Origin of the sequence: Methylomonas rosea (assembly GCF_024505055.1) — a bacterium.
Taxonomy (GTDB): Bacteria; Pseudomonadota; Gammaproteobacteria; order Methylococcales; family Methylomonadaceae; genus Methylomonas; species Methylomonas rosea.
The window spans coordinates 1-25433 of record NZ_JANIBL010000008.1 but is presented as its reverse complement, the minus strand read 5'-3'; the positions used below and the strand labels follow the sequence as shown (position 1 = coordinate 25433).

Below are 25433 nucleotides of genomic sequence, written 5' to 3'. Positions count from 1 at the left end.
ATGTCATCGACTTTGGCAAATTTTGCATATGTCTTTATTCAGCATTCTCAAATTCCGTATCGGCGTAACGCAGCGCAATGGAAATAAATTGCTCCAGGCAGTTGCTGAATGCATCCACGATCATCGGATCGAAGTGCTTGCCTTTGCCTTCTTGAATCACGGAAACCGCCAGTTCCAGCGGCATGGCCTTTTTGTAACAGCGGCGATTGATCAGGGCGTCGAATACATCCGCCAGTGCCATCAGTCGTGCCGGTAACGGGATGTTTTCGCCGGCCAGTCCGGCAGGATAACCGCTGCCGTCCCATTTCTCATGATGATAGTGGGCGATTTTCATCGCTACGTGCAGAAAATCGAATACGGATTGATCCGCTTCGTCTTGAATGGCGCGGCTGATCGCTTCGGCACCCAAAGCCGAGTGGGTACGCATGATGGTCCATTCGTCTTCGGTCAATTTGCCTGGTTTAAGCAAGATCTGGTCTGGGATGCCGACTTTACCTATATCGTGTAATGGCGCGGCTTTGGTGATTAGCTCGATGCTATGTTTATCGCGAATTTCCGGGTGGTGCATGCGCACCAATTCCTGGCACAACACCTCAACGTAGCCCTGGGTGCGTAAAATGTGATTGCCGGTTTCGTTGTCGCGGGTTTCCGCAAGGCTGGCCAGGGCGCGCATGCTGGCATCTTGAATCAGTTGATTTTGCTTCATGCGTCTGGCAACTTCGGCTTCCAGCCAGAGGTTTTGATCGCGCATCCGGTCGCGGGCCTGCTTCAATTCCAGTTGGCTGCGCACTCTTGCCAGCACAATGGCGGGCCGCAGGGGCTTGGTGATGTAATCAGCAGCGCCTAGTGCTAGGCCCAGAGTTTCATCGTCCGTGGCGTCCAAAGCAGTGACAAAAATGACGGGGATGTCGGCGGTATACGGGGTTTCGCGCAGTCTAGTGAGAACCGTGTAGCCGTCCATCTCCGGCATCATGACGTCCAGTAAAATCAAATCGGGGCGCGGGTCGGAATTGGCCGAGGCCAGCGCGCGGGCGCCGTTGATGGCAACGCGCAGGGAATAGTAGGGCTGAAGCAGATTGCCGAGGGTAGCGATGTTTTCCGGCGTGTTGTCCACAATGAGGATAGTCGCCGATGTGACCGTTTGGTTGCTGCTCATAAAGATGTGGCCGTCCATAGGGTGCAGGTGAAATAGCCTGGGCTGCAACAAGTTTCTCCGCAGGCGAGCAAGCCGGCTAACGAGGTATAATCGCCGTTTTGCATAGCGGGAGCACCCATGCTGGTCGACCTTCTCATTCAAGCCCGTTGGATTATACCGGTTGAGCCGGTGTCCGCAATCCATGAGCACGCCAGTCTTGTGATAGACGACGGCAGAATTGTCGATTTGTTACCGACCGAGCAGGCAATTTCAAAGTACCAAGCGCGGCATGTCGAAGTGCTGGAGCGGCACGCGCTGATTCCGGGATTGATTAACTGTCATACGCATGCGGCGATGTCCTTGCTGCGCGGCATTGCCGACGACCTGCATCTGATGGACTGGCTGCAAAACCATATCTGGCCGGCCGAGCAAAAATGGGTCAGCGAGGCGTTTGTCAGAGATGGCACCGACTTGGCGATTGCCGAAATGCTGCGCTGCGGCACCACCTGCTTTAACGATATGTACTTTTTTCCGGAAATCGTCGCCCAACAAGCCTTGCAACACGGCATGCGCGCCAATATCGGTTTGATCGTGTTTGATTTTCCGACCGTATGGGCGGAAAACGCGGACGCCTATCTGACCAAGGGCTTGGCGCTGCACGAGCAACTCCGGCATGAAACATTGATCAGCACCTCGTTTGCGCCCCATGCGCCGTATACCGTGTCGGACGGGCCTTTACGTAATGTAATTACCTATGCCGATGAGATGAATCTGACCGTGCATATGCATTTGCACGAAACCGCGCACGAAGTCGACGAGCAAAAAAGTAAAAACGGCCAAACGCCGCTACAGCGTTTGCACGAGTTGGGTTTGCTGACACCGTCATTTATCGCGGTGCATATGACGCAATTGTCTAGTGAAGACATCCGGTTTTACGCGGAGACCGGCGGCCACATCGTACATTGTCCGGAATCCAATTTGAAACTGGCCAGCGGCTTTTGTCCTGTGGCTGAATGTCTGGCGGCCGGCATCAATGTGGCCTTGGGCACCGACGGCGCCGCAAGCAATAACGATCTGGATATGCTCTCGGAAATGCGTACAGCGGCCTTGCTGGGGAAGGGTGTGGCCGGCGATGCCAGCGCGGTGTCCGCGACGACGGCATTGCAAATGGCGACCATTAACGGCGCCAAGGCCTTAGGCTTGGACGCTGAAATCGGTTCGCTGCTTATCGGTAAAGCCGCGGACGTGGTGGCAATAGATCTGGGCGAACTGGAAACTCAACCCTTGTTCAATCCACTGGCGCAGATCGTCTATGCCGCCGGTCGGCACCAAGTCACCGATGTGTGGGTAAACGGTAAGCAATTGCTGCGCAAACGCGAGTTGACGTCTTTCGATGTGCCGGGCCTCAGACAAAAAATCAAGCTTTGGCAAGAGCGTTTGCAGGAGCACCCCACTAGCTAAGTGGCGTATTGGCGCCGAAACAGCAGCCTCGATACCGATCTTCGTACCTAACACAGCGATGAAGAGTTTGGAGCAGAAAGTTGGCGCATGACGAATAACCTAGTAATACAGTAAACTATAGCCCTATGAGCAGGTTGGCATTATGACAGCGACAGAAAACGTACATCCTCACGAAATTCATAAGTTCGGCTCCCAGGCCGAGCGTTGGTGGGACCCGAACGGCGAGTTTAAAACCTTGCATGACGTCAATCCCCTGCGCTTGCAGTTCATACAGCAATACGCTGATTTGCAAGGCAAGAGAGTAGTGGATGTCGGCTGCGGCGGCGGGATTCTTACCGAAGGCTTGGCGAAAGCTGGTGCGGACGCGTTGGGTGTCGATTTAAGCGAAGATTTGCTGGATATTGCCGATTTGCATGGTCTGGAAACCGGTGTGAATGCCAGTTACCGGAAAATCAGCGCTGAACAACTGGCCGAGGAACAACCGGCAGGTTTCGACCATGTCACGTGCATGGAAATGTTGGAGCACGTGCCCGATCCCGCTTCCGTTATAGCCGCTTGTGCGAGGTTGGTAAAACCGGGCGGCATGGTGTTCTTTTCGACCTTGAATCGGGTGCCGAAAGCCTGGCTGCTGGCAATCGTCGCTGCCGAGCACGTGCTAAAAATGGTACCCAAAGGCACGCACGACTATAAAACCTTTATCAAGCCATCCGAGCTCGGACAAATGGCCAGAAGCGCGGGGCTTGAGTTGCAAGGGATGGTCGGTATTGAATATAGCCCATTTAACAAGCGCTTTAATTTGGGTAAAGATATCGGCGTCAACTATATAGCAGCGTTTCAGCGCCCCGAGTAAGGCAGCATGAGCGGATTTAAACTGGATTGCGTATTGTTCGATCTCGACGGGACCCTGGTCGATACCGCGCCGGATCTGATTGCCTGTTTGAACAAGACGTTGCTTGCCCACGGCTTTTCCGAAGCGCCTGCCGAGACGGTGCGGCCCTTCATTTCCCACGGCGCCTTGCCGATGATCAAGCATTGTGTGAGCGTAGACGACAGTCTGGCGCAACAGATGCTGGCGTTTATGCTGGACACCTACGAACAGAATATCGCCGAACACAGCCGCTTCTTTCAGGGTATCGCCGATAGCTTGGCCGCCATAGAGCAACTTGGTTTGAAGTGGGGTGTAGTCACCAATAAAAAATCCCGTTTTACCGTGCCCTTGATGGATGCGATGCAACTTAGCGAACGGGCGGCCTGCATTGTTAGCGGCGATACCACACCCAACAGCAAACCGCATCCGGAACCGATGCTGGCTGCCTGCCGCCAAGCCGGCGTGTCGCCGCAAAATTGCGTGTATATAGGCGATGCCGTACACGACATTATTGCCGGTAAGCGAGCTAATATGAAAACCCTGGCGGCCTTGTACGGCTATTTGCAAAGCGATGACCAACCCCACAGCTGGGGCGCAGACGCCCTAATCGAACAACCGCCACAATTGATGGAATGGATACACGCTAATTTATGTCATTAAGCAATAAAGTTTTACTTATCACCGGTGCCGGTGGTGGTCTGGGCGGTACGGCGGCGCTGGCTTTAGCCGGGCAGGGTGCGCAAATCATTCTGCTGGATAAAAGCATTCCCAAGCTGGAAAAAGTCTACGATGCCATTGTCGCTGCCGGTGGTCCGGAACCGGTGATGTATCCCTTCGATCTGGCCGGCGCCAGCGAAGCACAATATGAAGAAATGGCGGAGGCGATAGCGCAACGCTACGGTGTTTTGCATGGTGTATTGCATGCGGCGGTGGAGTTTAGCGCCTACAGCCCCATCGCCAACTACAAAACCAAGGATTGGGGGCATGCGTTAAACGTCAATCTCAGCGCACCTTTCCTACTATGCCGGGTGTTGTTGCCCTTGCTCCAACGTAGCGAGCATGCGTCCATCGTCTTTATTTCCGATTCGTCAGCGCGCAAAGTCCAGGCCTATTCCGGCGCTTACGGCGTAGCGAAAATCGCGCTGGAAGGTTTCGCCGGCATTCTGGCCGCAGAACTGGAAGCAGGACAAAAAATCCGTGTTAATACTTTGGTACCAGGGCCGGTGGATTCGCCGTTGCGGAAGAGAGCTTACCCGGCCGAAGATAAAACCAGGCTGCCAAGCATGATTAGCCTGAATCCGCTGTATGTTTACCTATTTAGCGATGCCAGTATCGGCAACACCGGTCAAATTATTGACGCCCAAACTTTTAAACCTTAAGAAACTTATGGCAGACAGAGAAGTTGTATTTTTAACCCGCGACGTCAACATCGTCACCATTCCGGACGGTAACCACGGCACCTTGAATAAGGGCCAGGAAGTCACGATACATCAGGCTTTGGGCAGCAACTATACCGTGGTCACCGATTACGGGCACATGGTGCGCATCGCCGGTATCGATGCCGATGCTCTGGGTAAAGAAACCCAGCATTTGCACACCTTGGTATCGGAAACCGACAGCAAAGCGGTGGAAAAAAATTGCTGGGAAGTGATGAAAACCGTCTACGACCCGGAAATTCCGGTGAATATCGTCGATTTGGGTTTGGTCTACCAATGCAGTGCCAGCCCCAATGCCGATGGCGGCAACGATGTGCATGTGCAGATGACCTTGACCGCGCCGGGTTGCGGCATGGGCCCGGTTATCCAAAGCGATGTCGAGAAATGCATTCGCGCCTTGCCTGGCGTCAGTTCGGTTGATGTCGAAGTAGTTTTGGACCCGCCTTGGTCGCGGGAAATGATGTCGGAAGTGGCGCAAGTGCAGTTGGGCTTGTTTTAACAGTCGGCAAAGTTAAACGGCGGCAGGTAAGCGGCGGAAAATTGCCGCTTGCGAAGAAAAGTTGGTGTTGTTTGTTTATAAGTGTATGTATTTTAATATAAAAAAATAATTGGCACGCTCTTGGCTTTATTTCCCTTGAAGTTTGATTCAAGACTCGGGGAACCGTCATGAAAGATAAAGCAGCCGATTTAGCGATAGTCAGTAATAAAACCTTTGAAGCCTCCACAGCGGTTAATTTGCATCACTACGACATTAGTAGTGCTTTGCAGACCACATTGGAATTCAATGAGCTGATCAGCATTTTCTGCAATAAAATTCAAAATACCATTCCGCACAACGGCGTTGAATATATCAACGAAGAGTTCGATTTAGAGTTCAAACGCGGCGTGATGGCTCGTCATTCGTGCAATTATGCCTTGAAAGTCGAAGAGCAACAGCTGGGTGAGTTGAAATTGACCCGCAGCAATCGTTTCAACAAAGACGAGTTGAAAATGCTGGAAAGCCTGTTGTGCTGCCTAATTTACCCATTAAGAAATGCCACCTTGTTTCAGCAAGCTCTGAAAATGGCGTTTACCGATCCTTTGACCAAAACCAACAACCGCACAGCGTTTAACGATTGTTTGATGCGTGAAATCAAACGCGCGCATCGCAATTCGCAGCATTTGTCGGTGATTTTCGTCGATGTCGATCACTTCAAGCATATCAACGACGATTACGGGCACGGTTGCGGCGATTTGGCGCTGTCTTCATTGGCGGGATGGTTGAAAGACAGCGTGCGCGGCAGCGACGCGGTGTTTCGTTACGGTGGTGAAGAGTTTGTGATTTTGCTGAGTGATACCGACATCGACGGTGCCATGGTGATAGGCGAACGCATACGCGCGGATATTGAATCGCATACCCTGGCCTATGGCATGGACGTGTTGAATCTGACCGCAAGTTTGGGTGTTGCCGCGTTAAAAGGCAGCGATAGCCCAGAATCCTTGATCAAACGTGCCGACGCCGCAATGTACCAAGCTAAACAACACGGCAGAAACCGGGTAGAAGTTGGATATTGATTCGGTTTTCCAGACCTCAATCATCAGGCTCAGCCCACTTTAAATCGATACCCCACGCCCGACTCGGTCAGCAGATATTTGGGCTGAGTCGGATCGTCTTCCAGCTTTTGCCGCAATTGACTCATGTAAATCCGCAAATAATGCGGGTTTTCCTGATACGACGGCCCCCAAACTTCCTTCAAAATCTGCTGATGCGTCAAAACTTTGCCGGCGTGTTTGATCAGCACGCACAGCAAGCGATATTGAATCGGCGTCAGATGAATTTCGCTGTCTTTCACGCTCACTACCCGATTGCGTAAATCCACTTTCAGCGCGTCGACGATAAACACATCGTCCTGCGTATGTTCCGTCGGCCGGCTCGCATGCCGCAACGCTACCCGAATCCGCGCCAACAGCTCGCCAAAGCCGAACGGTTTGGTTAAATAATCGTCCGCGCCGGCGTCCAATGCGTCGATTTTTTGTTGTTCGTTGCTACGCGCCGACAGCACGATGATGGGCACGGCCGACCAGCCCCGCACGCTCTTGATCACATCGACGCCGTCCATATCCGGCAAGCCTAAATCCAGGATCAGCAAATCCGGTTTACGCACGCCGGCTTCGATCAGACCTTGTTTACCGGTCTCCGCTTCGAATACGGCAAAGTCGTGCGTCGCCAGACTGGTGCGCAAAAAGCGCCTGATCGGCGGATCGTCTTCGATGACGACAATGACGGGATGAGTTTTAGCCATGGCCTAAAGCTAGCATAAGTAGGTTCATTCCTCCGCGTCCAAGCTGGGCGGTAGTTCGTCTATCGGCAAAGTGAAGGTAAATATCGCGCCGCCCCCCGGTTTGTTTTTGGCACGAATCCGGCCGCCATGCACTTCAACAATGGCCCGGCAAATCGCCAGTCCCAAGCCGACGCCGCTTTGTGCCGATTCATGACGGGCTTGGTAAAATTTTTCGAACAATCTATCCTCCAGACCTTTGGGAATACCGGGGCCGTGATCGGCGACCGAGACTTCCATCGTCGTGCCCACGTTTTGAGCAAACACTTCAAGCTCAGATTCCGCCGCGGTATAGCGTAAGGCGTTTTCCAATAGATTGATCAGTACCTGCTCTATCATCACCGCATCGACAAACACCATTGCAATGCCCGGCGGCAGGCTGACGCTGACTTTTCGTCCCGCCAGGTGTTTCTGCAAACGGGTCAGCACGGTGCCTATGATTTCTTCGACCGGATGCCACTGTTTGTTTAATTCCACCACGCCGGCGTCGAGTCTGGCCATGTCCAGAATGTTGTTCACCAAATTGACCATACGTTCGGCTTCATCATAGATGGCCCGGCTGAGTTCCAGCCTGTGCCCGGATTGTAAATGGCCTTCGTCTTCGACCAGGGCGCTTGCCGAGCCTATGATGGTGGCCAGCGGCGTGCGTAAATCATGTGAGATGGCACTGAGCAGGGAGTTGCGCAATTGTTCCGCCTCGATTTGCATCTGCGACAGCTTGGCCTGTTCGGCAAACCGTAAACGCGCGACGGCTTGGCCGATTTGCCGCAAAAAGGTTTCCAGCAATTTTTGCTGTTCCGGCAAGAACACCCGGCGTAAATTGACCGGTAGCAAGGCCAGCACGCCAATGGCCTTGTGTTCATCTTGAATCGGAAAATAAATCGCGGCGCTGCCGGGTAAGGTATGGGTGCCATGGCCCGCCATCTCGTTATGATCATAAACCCACTGCGCCACGCTCAAATCCGTGCCGCGCAAAGACTGGGGCAGGCTGTGTTGTTTGGGATAGATCAGACGTCCGGCGGCGTTGGCGAACAGGATGACATTCCTACTGCTGAATTCGGCGTATAGATGTTTAACCGCTGTCGCGACGATTTGCTGTTCGCTTTGCGCCACCGCCAGCTCTTTACTCATCGCGTATAAAGCAGCGGCGCGGCGTTCGCGATGCGCGGCAACCTTGGCCTGCGCGCGCACGTTAACCATCAGATTACTGATCACGATAGCCACCACCAGCATTGCCAGCAGAGTGATCAGATACTGGCTATCAGCTACCGACAGACTGTAGAAAGGCTGCACGAAAAGCACATCGAATACCACAACGCTCAATAACGACGCTAAAATCGACGGCCCGCGCCCGAAGTGGGTGGCGACAAACACCACGCCAAGTAAATACACCATCACTACGTTGGCCAGTTCCACCTTGCCGAACAACATTTTGCCCACTGCCGTGCAGAGCAAGGTCACTGCTATCGCCCAAAGATAGCCGAGATAGCGTCGGCGAGTTTTACTGGGGATGCGTTGCCGCAGGCCGGGCAGGGGTGTTTTCTTGAATAAAGACAGCTCGGCTTCCAGTTCCTCCCGTTCGCCCAGCTGCGGGCTGCCCAGCAGGTAAATATTAATATTGTGGGCATGGCTGATCAGCACATCCACCACGGAGCCCAGCAGCCAACGCCGCCAGCCGCGTCGGCTGGGTTTGCCAACCACAATCTTGTTGATATTCCGTTCGCGGGCGAAGCGGATCAGCGCTTCGCTCATTTCCGGCGCGCTGAGGGTGACGGTTTCGGCCCCGAGCTGTTCCGCCAGCCGTAATACCCGCAAAATGCCGTCGCGCTTTTCCGCGGGCAAGCGCGCCAATTCCGGGGTTTCCACATACACCACAATCCACGCCGAACGCAGACTGGTCGCCAAACGCTTGCCGGCTCTGACCAGGCGCTCGGCCAGCACATTCGGGCCTATGCACACCATCAGCCGCTCGTTAACCTGCCAGACTTCGCGGATGGCATTGTCTTCCCGGTAATCCAGCATCTGTGCATCGACGCGGTTGGTGGTTTGCCGCAAAGCCAGTTCCCGCAGGGCAATCAGATTCCCTTTACGAAAAAAATTCTGAATCGCGTGTTGGGCTTGCTGAGGTAGATAAACCTTGCCTTCTCGGAGCCTCAGCAGCAATTCGTCCGGCGGCAAATCGACCAGCTCGACTTCGTCGGCATCTTCAAATACCGTGTCCGGGACGGTTTCCCAGATGCGGACGCCGGCAATTTGCCCGACATCGTCATTCAGACTTTCCAGGTGTTGCACATTCAGCGCGGTATATACATCAATCCCGGCTTCCAGTAATTCGCGAATATCTTGCCAGCGTTTCGGGTGGCGCGAGCCAGGGGCGTTGGTGTGCGCCAACTCGTCAACCAGTATGATGGCGGGCCGGCGTTTTAAGGCCGCATCAATATCAAACTCCTGCAACACGGCGCCTTTGTAATCGATTTTCCGCATCGGCAATATTTCCAGACCCTGCAAGAGTGCCTGGGTTTCGCTGCGGCCGTGGGTTTCGATCAAGCCGACCACCACGTCGAGATTTTCCGCGCGCCGCTCTCTGGCCGCCAGCAACATGGCGTAGCTTTTACCGACTCCAGCTGCCGCGCCGAAAAAAATCTTCAGCCGGCCGCGTTTGGCCTTGGCTTTATCGCGTTCCACGCGTGCCAGCAGTTGGTCAGGATCCAGGCGTTGCTCGTTCATGGCCGAGCAGTTTGCGCAGCTGCGTCCAATGCCAGATTCAAGCCTAAGACATTCACTCTAGCTTCCCCGAATACCCGCCATTGTCTTGGCTCGATATGCGAATCGACCAAATCCCGAACTTTACTCTCCGGCAACTGGCGTGCTTCGGCCACTCGCTTGACTTGGTAATTGGCTGCTGCGATGCTAATGTGCGGATCCAGGCCACTGGCGGATGCGGTGACCAAATCCACCGGCACCGGCGCATGATTATCCAGATCAAGTTGTTGCAATGCCTGAATGCGTTGCGCTACCGCGTCGCGCAAAGCCGGATTGGTCGGGCCGAGATTCGAGCCGCCGGAAGCCGTCGCATTGTAAGGGTATGGCGCGGTTGCCGATGGCCGGCCCCAAAAATAGCGGGCCTGGCTAAAGCCTTGACCTATCTGGGTGGAGCCAATCGCTTGGCCTTGTTTATCGCGTATCAGGCTGCCGTTGGCTTGGGCCGGAAAAACGCTTTGCGCCAGCAAAGTGACCAGCGCCGGATAGAAGCCGCCGGTGATGATGGTCATCAACAGCAGTAGTGTTACAGCAGGTCTGAAGTAGCTCGTCATATTATTCTCCCTAGACCAGATTCATCGTTACCAATACTAAATCAATCGCCTTGATGCCTATGAACGGCACTATTAAGCCACCCACACCGTAGACCAGCAAATTATTTTGCAGCAGTTTTTCGGCGCCCAATGGCTGATATTTGATGCCTTTCAAAGCCAGCGGGATCAAGGCGATGATGATCAGCGCATTAAAAATGACCGCCGATAAGATCGCGCTGGCCGGGGTTGCTAAGCCCATCACATTCAACACGTTCAACGCCGGATAGGTGGTAGCAAACGCTGCCGGGATGATGGCGAAATATTTTGCCACATCGTTGGCTACGCTAAAGGTGGTCAGTGCCCCGCGCGTCATCAACATCTGCTTGCCGGTTTCGACGATCTCGATCAGTTTGGTGGGGTTGGAATCCAGATCGACCATATTGCCGGCTTCCTTGGCGGCCTGGGTGCCGCTATTCATTGCCACCGCGACGTCGGCTTGCGCCAGTGCTGGTGCGTCATTGGTGCCGTCGCCGGTCATGGCGACCAATCGGCCGTCCGCTTGATGCTGCCGAATCAAAGCCAACTTGGCTTCCGGGGTGGCTTCGGCTAAGAAATCGTCGACGCCGGCTTCGGCAGCAATGGCCGCAGCGGTCAAACGGTTATCGCCGGTGATCATGATGGTTTTGATGCCCATTTGCCTTAGTTCGATGAAACGTTCCTTGATGCCGCCTTTGACGATGTCTTTCAGTTCGATCACGCCCAAAGCCTGTTTGCTGTCGGCGACCACCAACGGCGTACTGCCGCGTCGGGCGACATCGACCACCATTTTTTGCATCTGGTCCGGAAAGCGACCGCCTTGTTCGATAACATACTGCTTGATCGCGTCCTCGGCGCCCTTTCGAATTTGCCGGCCTTGCAGATTGACGCCGCTCATCCGCGTTTGGGCACTGAAGTGGATGAAGGTGGCGCCCAGAGATTGCACATCGCGCTCACGCAAGCCAAACTTTTGTTTGGCCAGCACAACGATGCTGCGGCCCTCCGGGGTTTCGTCGGTCAGCGAGGCCAGTTGCGCGGCATCGGCCAGCTGCTTTTCGCTGATGCCCTTGGCTGGTATGAAAGCCGCGGCTTGGCGATTGCCCAAGGTAATGGTGCCGGTTTTGTCCAGCAACAACACATCCACATCGCCGGCCGCTTCCACTGCCCGTCCGGACGTGGCAATCACATTTTTCTGCATCATCCTGCCGATACCCGCTACGCCGATCGCCGACAATAAGCCGCCTATGGTGGTGGGTATCAAGCAAACCAGCAAGGCCACCAGCACGGTGATCGAAATTGGGTGGCCCGAGCCGGACGTTTCCACGCTATACAGCGAGAAGGGCAGCAGGGTCACCGTCGCCATCAAAAACACCAGCGTCAGCGCCACCAGCAAGATGGTCAAGGCAATCTCATTCGGAGTTTTCTGCCGCTTTGCGCCTTCCACCATGGAAATCATCCGGTCCAGGAAAGTCTCGCCGGGGTTAGCGGAAATCCGTACTACCAGCCAATCGGACAATACCCGGGTGCCGCCGGTGACCGAGCTGAAATCGCCGCCCGATTCGCGGATCACCGGCGCGCTTTCGCCGGTGATAGCGCTTTCATCCACCGAGGCCACACCTTCGATGACATCGCCATCGCCGGGCACAAAATCCCCGGCTTCGATCAGCACTACATCGCCTTTCACCAGGCTGGAGCCGGCTATTTTCGAATAATCGCTGCCGTAGCGCGGTTCATCCAGCTTCTTGGCGGCAATATCGCGTTTGGCGGTGCGCAAGAAGGCGGCCTGCGCTTTGCTGCGGCCTTCCGCTGCCGCTTCGGCGAAGTTGGCAAACAGCACGGTAAACCATAACCAGACCGTGATGGTTAAAATAAATCCGGCCGATTCTTCGCCTGCGCCCGCCAAGGTTTGCAGCCACAAGCATGTGGTTAACAGGCTGCCCAGATAGACCACAAACATCACCGGATTTTTCCACTGTTGTTGCGGTGTCAATTTTTTAAAGGCTTCCCAGACCGCTTGCTTGAGCAGGTCGGAGTCGAATAAGGAAGCTGAGAGCGCTTTGTGAGTCATAAACTTACCTGCTTGGAAATCAAGGATGAGCGAGCATGTGTAGCTGCTCGACGATAGGACCCAAGGCCAGCGCCGGCACAAAGGTCAGCGCGCCGACCATTAGCACCGTGATAATCAGCAACACCGCGAACAAGGGGGTATGGGTTGGCAAGGTGCCGGGGCCAACAGGTACATGTTTTTTGGCGGCTAGCGAACCGGCGATAGCTAATACCGGAATCATCAACCCATAGCGCGATACCAGCATGGCCAAGCCGAGCAGGTAGTTATAAAACGGTACGTTGGCCGATAAACCCGCAAAGGCGCTGCCGTTGTTATTGCCTGCGGAAGACAGGGCATATAACACTTCGCTAAAGCCATGAGCGCCGGGGTTGAGGATAGATGCCTTGCCGGCCTCGGTCATCACCGCCAATGCCGTACCGCCCAACACCAATAGCGGGGGAATCAGAATAATCACCGCCGCCATCTGCATTTCAAAGGCTTCGATCTTTTTGCCTAGATATTCCGGGGTGCGGCCTATCATCAGGCCGGCGATAAATACCGCCACCAGCGCGAACACAATCATGCCGTACAGGCCGGAGCCGACGCCGCCGAATATCACTTCGCCAAGCTGTATCAACCACATCGGTATCATACCGCCGATAGGCGTGAACGAGTCGTGCATGGCGTTCACGGAGCCGTTGGAGGCGGCGGTAGTGGCTACTGCCCACAGCGCGGAATTGACGATGCCGAAGCGAGCTTCCTTACCTTCCATATTGCCGCCAGGTTGTTGAATGGAAGAAGCTTGATCCACGCCCAAACTTGTTAGTGCCGGATTGCCGTGTTGTTCGGCGGACACGGTTACAAATACTAAAGCCACAAACACTAGCGTCATCGCCGCCAACAGCGTCCAGCCTTGCCGGCTATCGCCGACCAAAAACCCAAAGGTATGGCAGAGCGCGGCCGGAATTAACAGGATGGCGAGCATTTCCAAAAAATTGCTCAGCGGTGTGGGGTTTTCGTAAGGATGGGCCGAGTTGGCATTAAAAAAACCGCCGCCGTTAGTGCCAAGCTGCTTAATGGCGATTTGCGAGGCCGCCGGTCCCAATGCCAAGGTTTGCTCCTGGCTTTGTTGCGTTTGGGTGATGGGGTGACCTTGCGCATCCAGCACGGCGTGACCGACGGCGTCGACGGTTGGGGTGGAGTAAGTCAGCGGTTCTTGCAGTTTGACGGTGGCGTAGCGATCAAAGGTCTGAACCACGCCTTGTCCCACCAGGGCGATGGCCAGCAGCAATGATAGCGGCAGCAAGATATACAAAGTGGTACGGGTCATATCCACCCAGAAATTGCCGATGCTGCTGGTGTTGCGCCGGCTGAAACCGCGGATCAATGCCACCAGCACCGCCATGCCGCTGGCTGCCGATAAAAAGTTCTGCACAGTCAAACCCAGCATTTGCGTGAGATAACTCATGCTGGCTTCGCCGGCATAGCCTTGCCAATTGGTATTGGTGGCAAAACTGATGGCGGTATTTAAAGCAGAGTCCGGGGCTATCGCCGGCAAGGTCTGTGGATTGAGCGGCAACCAGTCTTGGCAGGTTTGCAACGCATAAACCACCAGCAGACCCAGTAAGTTAAAGACCAGCAAAGCACCCGCATATTGCTGCCAGCGCATGTCTTGCTTGTCTTGGATGCCGCACAGTCGATACAGCCCGCGCTCAAGTCCGGCAAACCAGGTGTTGGCCACGATGGATTCGTCTTGATACACCCGTGCCATGTATACGCCTAGCGGCTTGCTGAGCACCAGCAATGCAATGAGGTAAATCAGGATTTGCAAAAAGCCGGCTTCGTTCATCAGAATTTCTCCGGATAGAACAAAGCGGCGACCAGATAGATAAACACCAGCAGCGCCAAGCCGCCGCTCAATAGATACAGTCCACTCATAACTATCTCCTACAAGATTGTGCAAGTATTCTTTCGAATTAGCGTTTACGCGGATCAGGCCGAGTTGGTGGCCGATGCGTCGCAGATCGCCTGGGACACAATCTACAGAGTGGCAGATAAAAAAGTCGTAAAAATTCTTGGGCTGTTCGTTAAGAAAACATAAAGCTCAATGGAATTTGTCGCTCAAGATTATTTTTATGTTTGGAAGCTCGCGACTGCTTTGGCCAAGCTAATCCGAGATTTATGCGGCTGGCCGGCTTCGACTAGCAATTGTCAGCGGTGGTTCGTGGTCAAGGGAACGGTATTGCACCGAATGTTAACCACGCTGCCAATGGGCGCAATATGCTTTTGCCTATTGTCGCCCATTGGATTTGGCCTTACTGCCTTGGAATAAGTCCGATTTGATAAGTCAGATAAATAAGGTGGAGGTTAACGGGGCCAGCGTAGTGTCTTGGCAATATTGCGTCGACTAATGAATCCCAAACCACCCATCAGCATCCATGCCGCGCCGGGAAGGGGCACTGACGAAATAGACGACGCAATACCCAGTTTGATATTGTCAACCTGAGCATACGTCGAGCTGAAGATAATTTTATTCAGGTTTTTGAAGGAATCGTTGAAGTAAAGCGTTTCCAGTGTATTTGTGGTCGCGTCAAGTAAGAATGATTGGCTGACGAAGCTTCCGGCTTGCGGGTAGCCATAGACAGAGAATTGCCTGCCGCTGCTTATAGTCCAAAACGAAGCTGCGTCCATACTGAGCAAGTCAAATGTGCCGCCATCCTGTTTTTCCAGCAAAAAGGCGCTACCGTAATTTGTGACTACCCCGGAATATAAGCCGACACTACCCGTCCAATAAGGGCTGGAAGGCATGATCGCGTAAATGGTTCCACCACTTAACTGGAATGATACCCCGGCCAGCGTGGTCAATTTGAAACCGTCTTCCAGATAAGGTTTGGATACCGAAATCTCGTGGTTGCTGGGATGCAAAGGAATGCTGTTGAAATCTAGCGTGGTGACGGCGGCATTGCCTGAGTTTGCAAAACCGGCAAATAACATTGCGAAAGCACAAAACCGTGTTTCTTTCATTCAATTCTCCTAATTAATTGACGTGTGGATTTCATAAAGGCTTCAGTCTAACGAAACAGCTTTTTTGTAGACACTGCACAAAGGGGTAAGGAGAAGGAGATTTTTAGATATTCCCATGACTTGCCGCCCGATATGAGCAACGGGCGCAATCTTTATCAAGCGGGGTACAACAATATGGAGGGCTCAGCACTTGTCGGGCGGTTCAGCAGATTTCGGCGTTTTTTCACCAAGCAGGCGGATCCAAAACCACAATTCGAACAGACCACCCACAATAAACGCCAGATTGCCGGCCCCGGAGTATCCAGCAAAATATAACGCCAAAGCAAGGATCAAGATGATGACTGTAACCACATGATTTTGCATATGCCTTTCACTCCTGTACTCAATTTAATCATTATCTATCCCCGGCAAATGCCTATTCGGAAACGGCTTTGGCCAGCTCCAAAGCCCGGTCCAATTCCGTCAATGTGTTGTAAAAATGTGGGGAGAATCTTATCCCACCACCCCGCAGCGCGCAGACCACGCCATTTTTCTGCAGATGTTTATACAGCACTTCGTTGTCTATACGCCGGTGCTTGAAGTTGACGATGCCGGATTTCAAACGGCTGTGCCGCTCCGATAACAAAATCAGTTCGTCGTTGGCGCTGATGGCGTTGCGCAGATAGTCGCTGCGTTCCAGGACCAGGGCTTCGACTGTCGCCATGCCGGTTTCCAGCAGCAAAGATAAGCTGGCGGACAAGGCGTGTATCCCCAGCATATTCGGACTGCCGCACTCGAAGCGGCGGGCACCGGGGTGGATCTCCCAGGGCAGGTTTTCGTAGTTATGCGTGTCTTTCATCATATGCCAGCCGTATTGGCTGAGTTTGAGGCGGTCGCGGGCTGCCGGGTTGGTATAAAACACCCCCAGGCCTTCCGGGCCGAATAGCCATTTATGCCCGTCGGCCATGACGAAGTCGGCGTGATAGGCTTGTACGTCGAACTGCACAGCGCCCAAGCTTTGAATCGCGTCGATGCAAAATAGAATATCGCGCTGCCGGCAAAACTCCCCGATGCGTTCCAGGTCCATGCGCAAGCCTGAGGCGAATTGGATGGAACTGATGGTGAGCAAACGGGTATTGCCGTCCACCAGCGCAAACAAGGCATCTTCCGGCGTTTTGGCACTATGCAAATCGGCTTCTCTAAATTCCACGCCGCGTTCGGCCAAGGCTTGCCAGGGTAGGCGGTTAGAGGGAAATTCCTCGTTGCTGGAAACGATGTTGTCGCCGGCCTGCCAGGGCAAGCCAAAAGCCACGAACGACAAGGCCTCCGAGGTGTTTTTTACCAGTGCAATGTCATTGGCCGAGGGCGCGTTTAGTAAAGCCTGCAATTGGCGGCGAATTTCGTTTTCCTTTTTCAACCAGTCTAAATAGTAATGTGAGCCGAACTGGCAGTTTTGTTCGGCAAACTGGATCACCGCCGTGCTGGTACGTTTCGGCCAAGGGGCCACGGCAGCGTGGTTGAGGTAGATCAAGTCGTCGATTAAAGGGAATTCCGGATGTCTCATAGGTTTTACCGCGCCGCAATTTGAAGTGGGATCAGTATAATTTATCGACTGTTTCCCGGCTTGGCCGTTTTAGGCCTGATCGTCATCGGGACGAAGGCTATGTTTTTTAGGTGGCAACGCGAACGAAGCCAAAGGGAACCTACAAAAAACCCCCTCATCCCAAGTTTCTCGCGGCGGGAGAAGGTGTTTTCAATGTTTGGAAGTCCCTAAAAATAACTAAATCGCTTGGTTTGGCGTTTGTAAAGTCAGGACTGTCTGGGTTGTATCAGCATCCTGCGCGCCAGTGTGTACCATTGCTTGTTCTCTATGGCATCCAGTTCGGCGGATGTCGGGAGATTGTCGGTATCAAGATATTGCGCGGTGTAGCGGTGCGGTTTGCCGACGCAAAGATCCAGGGCTTTTCTGCAAGGATTTAGCCGGTAATGACCACAGTGCAACATTTGCGCGTCAAAAATCAAAATATCTCCCGGCTCCAGGCGGAGTAGCACTGAATTCGGCAGTGACTCGCTGTTGGTATGGCCGTTAAGTTCCAGTCTGACATTTCTTTCCAGTTCGGTATCCCAGCGTTGGTGGGAACCGGGTATCAGCTCGATGCCGGTTTCCGGCAACAGCGGTATCCGAATATGCAAAGCCAGCATATTAGGCTGCTCGGCTTGCAAATCGGCGTCGTCAATCGGGCTGTATTGCATATCCCGGTGCCAATAGGGCTGGCGGCTATTTTGGTGGGGGTTGAAGAAAAGCTGGGTATTGTGAAAATAAATCTCCTCGCCAAATAGGTTACCTATCAATGTCGTGAGTTGTTTGGCGCTAAGAAGTTGAAAGAAGTGCAGCCTTTCGGCGGGATGCTGCTCGAAATAACGCGGATGGGTCAGCGAATGCATGTTGACCAACCTTTGTTCGATGTAACTGCTATGGTTTTCGTTTAGCCATTGCCCATGAATTCGATCAACGATTTTGCTCAAGGCATCGATTTCCAAGGGACTGAAAAGCGATTTGACGACTAGATATCCTTGCTGCCGGTAGGTTTCCGCTGATTCCATGTTTTTACCGTTCATTGCTGGGAATGATTTAATCACGGCAATCTACTTTGAGGCTTATGCCGATAAGCCATTCGCCGGTTTTTGGCTACAAATTGCATTGATCACCTATTTTATAACGCCATATCGCCGGCAATTCGATATTTCAATTGGGTTGTCAGTCTAGCCGCCCGTCTTTAGTGCTATCAACTGGTGAGCGTCAGCCGACAGTGCTGTGCTGGTTCAGCCTATTCGGCCAGAGTAATAAACCCAAAGGGCAGCGTCTATCCGCCGCAGCCGGAAAAAATGACCGGAAAGCTTTTAAAACAGGTTACGATCCTAATATATTAAACGGTGTTTTTATTTTGGTTGATGGATATGATGGAATTAATCTGGATTGGTACGGCATATATCGCTGGTTTGGTGGCCAGCCGCCTGTCTTTTCCGCCGCTGGTCGGTTATCTGGTGGCCGGTTATGTGTTGCATGCTCTGGACATTGCGGTGCTCCCCGATCTGCACCATCTGGCTGAGATCGGTATCGAATTACTGCTGTTTTCGGTGGGCTTAAAACTCAAGCCCAGTTCGCTGATTCGCCGTGAGGTGCTTAGCGTCGGCGGCTCGCATTTGTTGTTAATGGCGATGACTTCCGCTTTGGTATTTTTTTGGCTGGACGAGCATATGACCGGCGGCTTGGTGCTGGGTATCAGTTTGGCGTTCTCCAGTACGGTGTTGGCTCTTAAGGTGCTGGAAGATAACGGCGAGTTGTCCTCGCTGCACGGCCGGGATGTGATGAGTATCCTGATCTTGCAGGACATCGTGGCTATCGGGCTGCTGGCGCTGGCCGAAGGCAAGCAGCCGACGCCTTGGGCCCTGGCTTTATTGTTATTACCGCTGTTACGGCCGATTGCTCATCGGGTGTTGTCGGTCAGCCGCTCCTCTGAACTGAAGCTGTTGCTGGGCGTGACGCTGGCATTGGCGGGCGGCGTCGCAGCGGAAAGGGTAGGCATTGCCGCCGATATTGGCGCCTTGTTAACCGGCATCATGTTGGCTAATCATCCCAGGATCAAGGAGTTAAGCGACAGGCTGTGGGGCTTGAAAGAGCTGTTTTTGGTCGCGTTTTTCTTGCAGATCGGCGTCAGCGATTTACCGAACCGCGAGCAGATCATCGACGCTTTGCAATTGCTGGCTTTGCTGCCGCTGCAAGGTGCACTGTTCTTTGGTTTATTTGTGGTGGCCGGACTCAGGGCGCGTACCGCCTTCGTTTCGTCCCTGGCTTTGATGACCTACAGCGAGTTTGCGCTGATTACCACCGGTGCGGTGGTAAAAGCCCAACTATTGCCGGCGGAATGGAACGCCATTATCAGTCTGGCGGTGGCCGGTTCGCTGGCGATTGCCGCGCCGTTAAACCGTTATTCGCATCGACTGTTCTCCTGGGCCGAGCCGGTATTGGTGCGCCTCGAACGAAAGTCCGACCATCCGGACCGCTTACCGGACTCGTTCGGCGCTGCCGAATGGCTGGTGATAGGTATGGGACGGACCGGTGGGGTGGTTTATAAAACCCTGTGTCAGCAGGAGCAGCGCGTGGTGGGTTTGGATGCCGACCCTACCGTGTTGGAATATCATCTTGCTGCCGGTCGGCGAGTAGTCTACGGCGATGCCGAAGATAGCGAGTTATGGACCGGTTTGCCCCTGCACAAAGTCAAAGGCATTTTCCTTACCGTACCCGCTTTTGAAGTACGCCTGACCGCCGTGGCTCAGCTTAGAAAGCGCGGCTTTACCGGGCAAATAAGCAGTATTTGTTATCACGGCGTGGAAGAGGGGCAATTAGTCAGTGCAGGGGCTAATTTTGTCATTCATCCCTTAATCGAAGCCGGCAATCGCTTGGCGCGTCTGATGTTGGAGAGTGACGAAGCAAGCCGGCTGAAATAAGCCAAAATAGAACTCTCTCCCCACGGGATAGGGTAGGGTGAGGGATGTAAATAATTGATTTTAATACCCTCATCCCAACCTTCTCCCGAAGTGAGAAGGGGTTTTTAAATTTTCAGAAGTCCCGTGTGCTTATTCCGGCCTGCCGGAATCGGGCATATCGCCCAGCCGCTTGCCGACTTTAAATAAACTCCAGGCCAGTACCAGTACCATCAAGCCAATCGCCAAACCAAGGAACAGGTGGCTATTCAATAGCTTGGCAAAATCGAACTTTTCCTCTTCAGGCGCCAGCGCGGTTTCCGGGCCCAAGCCGGCGGCCGTGCTTTGATAACCCCGGCGCAGCAACTCCTGGATCGGTGCGACATCGTAGCGCGGCGCCTCGACGTGATCGGCACCATACTGCAAGCGATAACTTACGCCGGCTTGCGGCAGAAACAATAATTGGTAACCAAGCCCGCTGCCGGTAATGGTGTTGATATGCAAGATAGGATTGTCTTGATTGCGGATCAGGATGCGGTAACGCGCCTGGCGTTGTTCCAGGAAGGAAATGCCGGTCTGATCGCGGTTGATGTCTTGATAATGCAAGGCTTCCAGCGTGGCGCTGCCTATGGTTTGCATTTGGGTGGTTATGCCTTGTTGCAGCGGGATTTGTACTTCCGCGCCCCGGCTGAAATTCGGCGTCATAATTTGCAGGTTAAAGCCGGTCAGCGGTTGCCGCAGGGTTTCGATGTCGACCACACTGGTTTTATGTTCCGCATCCTGGCTGATTTTAAAGCTGCTGACCGGGTAATCGAAGGCTTGGTTGTCCGCCGCCAGCGTTTCGCTGTTGAGATGCCATAGATCGATGCGCTCGACATGTAATGCTTCGGTTTGCAATTGTGTTGACTCTTCGCGCTGCACTTCCTCGTTACCGCGTAGCGTGCGGGTCAGTTCCAATAACTCGGCTACCCGGGTTTGATTGGCTTTGGCGACGACGATTTTGAACTGGCGGAAGCTGTTGCTGGGGATGGCAACATCGCGGTTGCCGACGCTCATGTAGCGCGAGTAATCGTAAATCAGCGCTTTATCTACCAATAGCTGCCAGTTTTCGCCGTCGTTGGAACCGTGGATTTGCAAGGCGTATTCAAAATCGTGTTGCGTGGTGACCAGACTCAAGCCATCGGCATTGGCCGCGTTTTTGTCCAGCTTTACGGTGATTACGAAGCCTTCGTTGCCGAATTTTTGCAAGTCCACCGTTTCGCTACGGGCCGGTTGGCGGCGGCTTACGGTTTTTTGGCCGGCGATTTTTTGCAGTAAATACGGGGTTTCTATGCCGTTTTGATCGGTCAGGCGCAGGTCGCGAAAATCGGTGGCGCTGTTGGCGTAAACCGCGCTGTCCAGCGGCACGGCCAATAAGCTTTGTTGCCCGCTATCGGGCGTTAGCACCGGCCTGCTAAACCGGTAAGCCGCTGCTTCGTTGGCCTGAGCCTGAGCAAATAATAGGCAACCCAATACTGCAAATTTGGCGATCATGATCATGTTTTTTGGTCGGTATTGCCGATAAAAGTTTGTTGATAACGCATGTAAAAAAACGCGCCGCCCAGCGCCAGCATGCCCAGCACGATAAAGGCGACGATCCGGTAAATTTGTTCCAGCCGGGCCAGGTCGATGAAAAACACCTTCCAGGCCACCAGCGCAAACAGCGCCAGACCGACTAGGCGCAAGCTGGAGATTTGCCGCTTGATGCCGTTAAACACCAGCGTCAAGGCAAATATCGACCACAAGATCGACACGCCGCCGGAGCGTAAACCCGGCACATATTGATACAGCAGCGAGTTAATTTCCAGACTTAAAAAGGTAAACAGCAATACCAAGGCCGCGCCGCCCAGCCATGAACGGATGTTGCCGGCACTCTCGCTGTCCGCCAGACGGCGCCAGGCAAACAGCAAAAAGCCTATGGTCGCGGCGAAATCCAGTAAACGCATCAAAGCCAGTTCGAACGAATAGCCGCCGCCGTAACGCAGGGTCCAAACGCTGTCGCCGACTGCGATATGGCCCAAAGTCAAATCCCAGGACGGTAGATCGAACAACAGCATTTTAACGAACACTCCGATCAGAAACAGCCTCATTGCCTGTAACAGCCAGCTGCCGGCGCCGGCCACGTAGCGGCTTAACAGCAGCCAGCACAGCGCTAGCCAGATCAGGGTCAGCACCGGCAATTGCAAGGGCGGATACAGATAAGCAAAACTGCGGAACAGCTCCAGTTGCAGCACGATAAACAACAGGCCGCCGCCGGCCAGCAGGATGATTTGCAACAGCAGATTGTCTTTTAGCCATAGCGGCACATCGTTGCCGGCAGCGCAAGCCAATGGCGAGGCGGGCGCCGGTTTTTCGATCAGCGTATAAGCCAACGCCAGCGATAATATCGGGATGCCGAAGCTGATTACTCGTTCCAGCAAGCCTAGCAAGAAGGTGCCGAACGATTGCTGGCTATCCATTTGCATGCCGTATTGGTCGGGCAAGTCGATGAAACAAAAACGCACCAGCACCAGGGCATACAGCAGATAAGCGACTTGCTGCAAAAACGCGCTACGCAACTTGCCGGCCATCCACAGCATCACCAGCGCTTGCAGCGACCAGCTGACGGTAATCCACTGATTGGACAACAGCAAGGGCAGGGTGATGGTCACAAAAAACGCCGCCAGGCCAATGAAGCTGATCAACAGTTCCTTATCTGCCACCTTCCGCGCCAGACAGTAATAGACATGACCTACATAAAATGCCGCTAGCGCCACGGTCAATAATGCAGTCCAGATTTGCTCGTAAGCATCGTCGATTAAATGATAAGCGGTGCCGAAGAAGATGGCGGCATTGACGATCAAGCCAATTAAATCCAGCAGAGTCGATTTGGTCTGGTTGACCAGGCAAAACAAAAACACCGTGGTGGAATACAGCGCAAAAAAGCCGGTCAAGAACGGCAAGACCTGCCAGAAATACTCGACCTGATAATTCTGCATAGAGCCGAAGAACAGCAGGTAATTAAAGAAAAAGCTCAGGAAATTTAATAAATGCCATTGCTTGTACCAATTGATGGCCAAGATGCCGACGCCCAGCAGCAACATGTAACTAAACAAACCGGGGAAATTGACCTGGCCGGTGGAGAGCATGATAGGCGTGCAATAGCCGCCGATGATCGCGAAGATGGCCACCAGCATGGAGTCCAGCTTGATGGCTAAAAACGCGGCGCAAGCGGTGACTAAAATCATCAACGCAAACGTGGGGTAAACGTCTAACAGATGATAAAAACTATGCGCGGCAAACACGCTGAAATACAGCACCGCGATGCCGCCGCCCAGCAAGCCCTGACTGAAAAGATGATAATTGCCGCCGACCAAACGCACGCCGCCGATGATCATGCCCACACCAGCCAGCACCGATAGCGCCACCCGCGCCTGCTCGCCGAGCATGCCATTGTCGATCGAGTACTTCAGGAAAAAACCGATGCCGGTGACCAGAATCAATACGCCGATACGCAACAACCAATTGCTGGCGACCGCATATTCCATCGCCACGCCTTCCGGCCGATGGCCTTCGCCGACGATGATCCAATTCCAGATTTCTTTGAGGATTTTCTGTGCCGCCAGCTCGAAACGGCTGGGCTCGGCGGGTTGCCAGCTGGCTTGATTCCAGGGATTTTCCGGGAGTGGCTCTACAATAGGGCTTAGCGCTATTTCGGGCGTTTGCGGAACCGGTCCGGCAGGGAGCTGGCTGGCGGTAATATCGAATATCACCTGTTCCGTTGCCGGCGTTTGCGATTCGAATAGCGCGGGTTGCGGCGGCGTTTCGGTAGTCGCAGTCGGCGCTGGTGGCGTTGCCAGCTCGCGCAGCAGTTTGCGGTCTTCGCGCAGCGCCGCTTCTATCTTACGCAAGGTTTGATTAATTTCATCCTGATTACGTTTTTGGCGACCCATTAAAACGGCCAACATCGCGATCATTACGATGGGTACCAAAATCAGGATAAACGCGATAAAACCGAAAAAATCGTCCACGGCAACTCTCCAAGGCTGGGCAAACGGCGGGTTATTTGGGTATTTAGCAGGCTTTTCAGGTTACGGCCACGTTTTCTGCACAAAACCGGCGACGCGCTAGGTTAAGCGTCAATTTGCAAAAGTAGTCGTATTCGTGAGCGGCGTCACTATTCAGGATAACCGCTTGTTACTCTGATTGCTATATATGGCCCGTGCGGCAAGGATTTGTTCTATGCTTGATGCATGGATTACAAGGGTAAGCTTAGGATTACATATAGATTTTCCAGGAGCTGCCGACAACCCAAGATGTATAACCACACACTCCAATACATTGGCTGATCTCATGAATAAGAATTCCACAATCCAATCCAAAATATTGCTGAGCATAGCCAGTGTGTTTTTATTGTTGATGTTTGTCAGTACGCTGTTTATGGCGGAAAGGCAAAAAGACATGATACAAACGCTGGCGACCGATAAAGCCCGGGATATTGCCAATAGTTATTTCGACGGCGTGAATACGCTGATGCTGACCGGGGCAATGGCGCAGGGTGAAGTATTGCGGGAAAAAGCCCTTTCGCATGCCAATGTCACGGAAGTGCGCTTAATTCGTGGCAAGGAGATTGCCGATTTTTACGGTCCCGGCAAAGCCGAGCAAAGACCCGTTGATAATCTGGATGATCGGGCGCTGGCGGGTGAAAGCATCATTCAACCGGGTAACGACAAAAACGGACGCCTGATCACCGTGCTGGAGCCGGTTAAGGCTAGCGCCAATTTTCGCGGCACCAACTGCCTGACTTGTCATGCGGTGAGCGAGGGGACGGTGTTGGGGGCGGTGCGGGTGAGTTTTTCACTGGCAAATCTCGATGCGCAGATCAATCGCGATTTGGTAATTGCGTCGGCTATCTCCTTGGTGATGTTTGCCGGCGGTCTGTTGCTGGTAAACATGTTGATGCGCAAGATTGTGGTCAATCCACTAGTGGCAATGCGCGATACGGTTAACGCCATTGCCGGTCAGTCGGATTTACGGCAACGGTTGCAAGTCGATTCCGGGGACGAAATCGGTCAGGTCAGTGTATCCTTCAATACCATGCTCACTAATTTTGCCGGTAGCTTGGGACAAGTATCGTCGGTCAGTCAGCAATTGGCTGCGGCGACCAACCAAATATCCGGTGTGGCCAGACAAACCTCGCAAGCGGCCACGCAACAACGTAGTGAAACCGAGACGGTGATTCAAGCGATTCACGAACTGGAAAATTCTGTACAGGACGTGCGCGGCGGGGCGACCGGTGCGGCGCAAGCCTCGGTGGAGGCCGATCAGCAGGC

At 53.5% G+C, this 25433-nt stretch carries 21 protein-coding genes; 8 read left to right on the top strand and 13 right to left on the bottom strand.

What is annotated here, in order from left to right:
- Nucleotides 1-34: 34 nt before the first annotated feature.
- A complete protein-coding gene (locus tag NP589_RS03970; RefSeq protein WP_256605808.1) occupies nucleotides 35-1156 on the bottom strand; it encodes an HD-GYP domain-containing protein in 1122 nt (373 codons plus the stop codon).
- Nucleotides 1157-1273: 117 nt separating this feature from the next.
- On the opposite strand from NP589_RS03970, the gene NP589_RS03965 reads away from it, so the two are divergent.
- From NP589_RS03965 to NP589_RS03940, 6 genes are all read left to right on the top strand, one after another.
- On the top strand, nucleotides 1274-2596 hold the full coding sequence (locus NP589_RS03965) for a TRZ/ATZ family hydrolase (protein WP_256605807.1): 1323 nt from the start codon (nucleotides 1274-1276) through the stop codon (nucleotides 2594-2596).
- Nucleotides 2597-2738: 142 nt separating this feature from the next.
- On the top strand, nucleotides 2739-3446 hold the full coding sequence (gene ubiG / locus NP589_RS03960) for a bifunctional 2-polyprenyl-6-hydroxyphenol methylase/3-demethylubiquinol 3-O-methyltransferase UbiG (RefSeq protein WP_256605806.1): 708 nt from the start codon (nucleotides 2739-2741) through the stop codon (nucleotides 3444-3446).
- Nucleotides 3447-3452: 6 nt separating this feature from the next.
- On the top strand, nucleotides 3453-4124 hold the full coding sequence (locus tag NP589_RS03955) for an HAD family hydrolase (protein ID WP_256605805.1): 672 nt from the start codon (nucleotides 3453-3455) through the stop codon (nucleotides 4122-4124).
- Nucleotides 4115-4843 carry an SDR family NAD(P)-dependent oxidoreductase gene (locus NP589_RS03950; protein ID WP_256605804.1) on the top strand — a complete coding sequence of 243 codons (729 nt, stop codon included), beginning with the start codon at nucleotides 4115-4117 and terminating at the stop codon, nucleotides 4841-4843. The genes NP589_RS03955 and NP589_RS03950 overlap by 10 nt, the downstream gene beginning before the upstream one ends.
- 7 nt (nucleotides 4844-4850) lie before the next feature.
- Nucleotides 4851-5399 (top strand): putative Fe-S cluster assembly protein SufT, encoded by a 549-nt coding sequence (gene sufT / locus NP589_RS03945; RefSeq protein WP_064038571.1) that lies wholly within the window; start codon nucleotides 4851-4853, stop codon nucleotides 5397-5399.
- Nucleotides 5400-5566: 167 nt separating this feature from the next.
- Nucleotides 5567-6454, top strand: a complete 888-nt coding sequence (locus NP589_RS03940; protein WP_064008349.1) for a GGDEF domain-containing protein — start codon at nucleotides 5567-5569, stop codon at nucleotides 6452-6454.
- A 29-nt stretch (nucleotides 6455-6483) separates the two neighbouring features.
- Here the strand turns inward: NP589_RS03940 and NP589_RS03935 are convergent, their stop codons facing one another.
- The 10 genes from NP589_RS03935 to NP589_RS03890 form a co-directional block, all read right to left on the bottom strand.
- Nucleotides 6484-7182 (bottom strand): response regulator, encoded by a 699-nt coding sequence (locus tag NP589_RS03935; RefSeq protein WP_256605803.1) that lies wholly within the window; start codon nucleotides 7180-7182, stop codon nucleotides 6484-6486.
- Nucleotides 7183-7206: 24 nt separating this feature from the next.
- A complete protein-coding gene (locus NP589_RS03930; protein WP_256605802.1) occupies nucleotides 7207-9945 on the bottom strand; it encodes a DUF4118 domain-containing protein in 2739 nt (912 codons plus the stop codon).
- Nucleotides 9942-10532 carry a potassium-transporting ATPase subunit KdpC gene (gene kdpC / locus NP589_RS03925; protein ID WP_256605801.1) on the bottom strand — a complete coding sequence of 197 codons (591 nt, stop codon included), beginning with the start codon at nucleotides 10530-10532 and terminating at the stop codon, nucleotides 9942-9944. Before kdpC ends, NP589_RS03930 begins: the two co-directional genes overlap by 4 nt.
- Before the next feature lie 10 nt (nucleotides 10533-10542).
- A complete protein-coding gene (gene kdpB / locus NP589_RS03920; protein ID WP_256605800.1) occupies nucleotides 10543-12615 on the bottom strand; it encodes a potassium-transporting ATPase subunit KdpB in 2073 nt (690 codons plus the stop codon).
- A gap of 19 nt (nucleotides 12616-12634) precedes the next feature.
- Nucleotides 12635-14443 carry a potassium-transporting ATPase subunit KdpA gene (gene kdpA, locus NP589_RS03915; RefSeq protein ID WP_256605799.1) on the bottom strand — a complete coding sequence of 603 codons (1809 nt, stop codon included), beginning with the start codon at nucleotides 14441-14443 and terminating at the stop codon, nucleotides 12635-12637.
- Nucleotides 14443-14532 (bottom strand): potassium-transporting ATPase subunit F, encoded by a 90-nt coding sequence (locus NP589_RS03910; RefSeq protein ID WP_064008355.1) that lies wholly within the window; start codon nucleotides 14530-14532, stop codon nucleotides 14443-14445. The genes kdpA and NP589_RS03910 overlap by 1 nt, the downstream gene beginning before the upstream one ends.
- A 429-nt stretch (nucleotides 14533-14961) precedes the next feature.
- On the bottom strand, nucleotides 14962-15618 hold the full coding sequence (locus NP589_RS03905; RefSeq protein ID WP_256605798.1) for a VPLPA-CTERM sorting domain-containing protein: 657 nt from the start codon (nucleotides 15616-15618) through the stop codon (nucleotides 14962-14964).
- 183 nt (nucleotides 15619-15801) lie between these two features.
- Complete coding sequence (locus tag NP589_RS03900) at nucleotides 15802-15981, bottom strand: hypothetical protein (RefSeq protein ID WP_256605797.1); 180 nt, start codon at nucleotides 15979-15981, stop codon at nucleotides 15802-15804.
- Between the two features lie 52 nt (nucleotides 15982-16033).
- Entirely contained in the window at nucleotides 16034-17161 is a 1128-nt protein-coding gene (locus tag NP589_RS03895) for an aminotransferase class V-fold PLP-dependent enzyme (RefSeq protein ID WP_256605796.1), read from the bottom strand.
- A gap of 245 nt (nucleotides 17162-17406) precedes the next feature.
- Nucleotides 17407-18216, bottom strand: a complete 810-nt coding sequence (locus tag NP589_RS03890; protein ID WP_256605795.1) for a phytanoyl-CoA dioxygenase family protein — start codon at nucleotides 18214-18216, stop codon at nucleotides 17407-17409.
- Nucleotides 18217-18555: 339 nt separating this feature from the next.
- Here NP589_RS03890 and NP589_RS03885 point away from each other — a divergent pair, with 339 nt between their 5' ends.
- On the top strand, nucleotides 18556-20106 hold the full coding sequence (locus NP589_RS03885; RefSeq protein ID WP_256605858.1) for a cation:proton antiporter domain-containing protein: 1551 nt from the start codon (nucleotides 18556-18558) through the stop codon (nucleotides 20104-20106).
- Nucleotides 20107-20235: 129 nt separating this feature from the next.
- On the opposite strand, the gene NP589_RS03880 is transcribed toward NP589_RS03885, so the two are convergent.
- Complete coding sequence (locus tag NP589_RS03880; protein WP_256605794.1) at nucleotides 20236-21615, bottom strand: hypothetical protein; 1380 nt, start codon at nucleotides 21613-21615, stop codon at nucleotides 20236-20238.
- A gap of 2 nt (nucleotides 21616-21617) precedes the next feature.
- On the bottom strand, nucleotides 21618-24131 hold the full coding sequence (locus NP589_RS03875) for a DUF2339 domain-containing protein (protein ID WP_256605793.1): 2514 nt from the start codon (nucleotides 24129-24131) through the stop codon (nucleotides 21618-21620).
- Nucleotides 24132-24453: 322 nt separating this feature from the next.
- Here NP589_RS03875 and NP589_RS03870 point away from each other — a divergent pair.
- The coding region (locus NP589_RS03870) for a methyl-accepting chemotaxis protein (protein ID WP_256605792.1) at nucleotides 24454-25433 on the top strand (980 nt) is incomplete at its 3' end.